The organism is Streptomyces sp. B1866 (genome assembly GCF_031932565.1).
Classification (GTDB): domain Bacteria; phylum Actinomycetota; class Actinomycetes; order Streptomycetales; family Streptomycetaceae; genus Streptomyces.
Genome location: NZ_JAVSCF010000455.1, coordinates 1 through 2,391, shown reverse-complemented (window position 1 = coordinate 2,391; position 2,391 = coordinate 1). Strand labels below are relative to the sequence as shown.

The following is a 2,391-nucleotide window of genomic DNA, read 5'->3' as shown; positions in this document are numbered from 1 at the left end:
GGGACGGCGCGGGCTGGGCCTGAGCGGGCGGGGACTGCGCGGGCGGGGACTGCGCGGGCGGGGACTGCGCGGGCTGGGCCTGAGCGGGCGGGGACTGCGCGGGCGGGGACTGCGCGGGCGGGGACTGCGCGGGCGGGGCGAAGCCGGGGGCGCCGCCCTGGCCGGGGGGCGCGAAGCCGGGGACCGCGTCCTGGGCCGGCTGCTCCTCCTCTTCCAGGACCTCGCCGCCGAAGTTCTTCAGCAGCGCGTCCAGGCCGCCGTCGAAGCCCTGTCCGACCGCGGCGAACCGCCACTCGCCCTTGAGGTAGAGGTCGCCGACCATCACCGCCCGCTCGGTGCTGAACTCGGCGCCGCTGAAGGCGTACCGGGCGACCTCCTCGCCGCCCGCGACGATCCGGATGTAACCGGGGCCGACCTGCGACATCTGGCCGGCGCCGTCGATGGCGGCGGTGAAGGAGAGCTTCTGGATGTGCGCGGGGACGCGGTCCAGGGTGACGCGGAACGACTGGGTGTCGCCGGCCTGCTCGCCGAGCTGCTGGATCGCCTCCTCCGGGGACTTGGGCTGGTTGAAGAAGATGAAGTACCGGTCGTCGGACAGGCGTTCGTCGGCGTCGAGGCCGAAGCAGCTGATGTCGAAGGACAGTCCCGGCCCGGCGACGCACACGCCGACGTACAGGTCCCTCCCCGCCGTCAGATCACTGAGCCTGGCCTTGTGGCCGCGCTGGAATTCCCTGGCCATACGTAACGACCGTCCCCCGTTCCGGTACTGGAAGAGTGCATGTGCGCGCCAGGCTAGCCGCTGCCGCCGACAAAGAGCGACGCCGGGGCGCGGAAGACGGTTCCCGGGTTCGCGGGACGCCCGGGCGGCCCTGCCACCCGCACCGCACACCGGACACGGCGCACCGGAACGCGGCGGACCGGGCACTCCGGCCGCCGGGACGGCCGGCACGCGCGGGACCGCCGGTTCACTCGCTCCCGGCGACGGGGAGGTGCGGCAGCCGGTCGGCGGCGACGACGCCCTCCAGGTACCCGCGGGCGCGCTCCGTGCGCGGGTAGGCTTCCAGCAGCTCCCAGAAGCGGGGCCCGTGCCCCGGCACCAGCAGGTGCGCCAGCTCGTGGACCAGGACGTAGTCCAGCACGTACTCGGGCATGCCCTGCAACCGGTGGGACAGGCGGATGCTGCCCTCGGCCGGAGTGCACGAGCCCCAGCGGGTGTTCTGGTTGGTCACCCAGCGGACCGAGGCGGGGCGGGCGCGGCCTTCGAGGTACTGCTCGGACAGCCAGGCGGCGCGGGCGGCCAGCTCGGCGTCGCCCAGCATGCGCTTGCTCTCCTGTGCCGCGAGCTTGTCGAGCATCACTCCCACCCAGCGCCGCTCCTCGGCCTCGGACATGCGGGCGGGAATGAGGACGATGGTGCGGTCGCCCTCGCGGTAGGCGGAGACCGTTCTGCGCCGGCGCGCGCTTCGGCGGACCTCGACGGCGCTCGCCTCCGGCTCCCGGCTCTGCGACGGGACCGAGGCGCTGCGCGGTGATGCGTCGGCGCTCTGCAGGGGTTCGGCGGGCACGCCCCGACGTTACCCGCTCGCGGCGCGTGAAGTCCCGCCCCGCACGCGCTTGGTGGACAAACGCGCCCCAGCACGCGGAATTTATACGACAATCGCACGCTACCTGTGGATAACTTTCGGCTGGGAAGCGTCGGAGCCCGCATGCTGAAGGTGGTGACGGGACCGCTTTCGGCACACGATTCCCGGCCGCCCGCGGCGTGCGGACGGCCGGTGGGGGGGACAGCTATGCATCCGATGCTCAAGCCCGCGCTGCGGCGCGGCTGGCGGGACAGGGACACGGTGCAGTTCGGGATCGCACCGGCCCACGCGGTGGTGGTCGGTCCGGTGGACACGGCCACGGGCAGCTTCCTGGAGTTGCTGGACGGCACGCGCGGCCTGCCGCTGCTGCGGCAGGAGGCGCGGGCCCTGGGCCTGCCGGAGGGGCGGGCCGACGCGCTGGTGGAGCGGCTGGCGGCGGCCGGGCTGCTGGACGATCCGACGGGCGGCGGCCCGGCCGCGGCGGCGGTGCGGGAGCGGGCGGGCGCACTGGACCGGCTGCGGCCCGATCTGGCGTCGCTGTCGGTGCTGCATCCGGAGCCGGGGGCGGGCCTGCGCGTGCTGGGCGCGCGGCGGGCCATGCGCGTGCAGGTGCGGGGCGCGGGCCGGGTGGGCGCGGCGGTCGCCGCCCTGCTGTCGGCCTCGGGGGTGGGGCGGGTCGACGTGCTGGACGGCGGGTGCGTGGAGCCGTGGGACGTGACCCCGGGCGGCCTGTCCGCCGAGCAGATCGGCCAGCGGCGCGAGGCGGCCGCACGCCGCCTGGTGCGCCAGGCCGCGCCCGGGCCCGGTC

General features: G+C 75.4%; 3 protein-coding genes. 1 reads left to right on the top strand and 2 read right to left on the bottom strand.

Annotated features, from left to right (window positions below; translation table 11 throughout):
- Together RKE29_RS29355 and RKE29_RS29350 are read right to left on the bottom strand one after the other, a co-directional pair.
- The coding region (locus RKE29_RS29355; RefSeq protein WP_312008752.1) for a TerD family protein at positions 1-739 on the bottom strand (739 nt) is incomplete at its 3' end.
- Positions 740-965: 226 nt separating this feature from the next.
- Entirely contained in the window at positions 966-1,565 is a 600-nt protein-coding gene (locus tag RKE29_RS29350; RefSeq protein WP_312008751.1) for a M48 family metallopeptidase, read from the bottom strand.
- A gap of 225 nt (positions 1,566-1,790) precedes the next feature.
- Here RKE29_RS29350 and RKE29_RS29345 point away from each other — a divergent pair.
- On the top strand, positions 1,791-2,391 hold a 601-nt coding region (locus RKE29_RS29345; protein WP_312008750.1), incomplete at its 3' end, for a ThiF family adenylyltransferase.